Origin of the sequence: Acinetobacter sp. NIPH 1852 (assembly GCF_022549455.1) — a bacterium.
GTDB lineage: Bacteria > Pseudomonadota > Gammaproteobacteria > Pseudomonadales > Moraxellaceae > Acinetobacter.
Window position 1 is genome coordinate 1 of the sequence record NZ_JAKZGG010000060.1, and the last position, 441, is coordinate 441.

Here is a 441-nt window from a genome sequence, read left to right on the forward strand (position 1 = left end):
TGCACTACCATCTGCAACATTAGTAATTACTTTACTGCCAGCATTAATGCCTGCTGTTGTAATGCTTGGTCCACCTGTGATCACTAAGCCATTCGCGTCTAACTTACTATTGCCTGTTGTAACAGTCGTTAAATTTAAGTCTTGGCTTAATGCAAACGCGACATTATTGCCTGTTTTCGTTGCAGTTAAGTTGGTGTCTGCTGGATCAACCACACCGATATCAACCGTATCACCCGCTTTGATCGCACCGCTGTTTGCACCATTGGTTTGTAGGTTAAAACCACCTTTCAAAGTCGTGATGTCACCAGTGTTGGTCGTAATCTGATTGCCTTGATTCGTTACAGTCGTGTTCAGTGTGCTGATATCGCCTGTGTTCTTCGCAATGTTGCTGGTATTGGTTGCAATGTTCGTGGTGTTTTCATCAACCTTTTGATTGGTTGT

The 441-nt window shown here is 43.3% G+C and carries 1 pseudogene; it reads right to left on the reverse strand.

Annotation, left to right across the window (positions count from 1 at the left end):
- Positions 1-441, reverse strand: a pseudogene (locus MMO38_RS16565) (hypothetical protein); the annotation flags it as partial.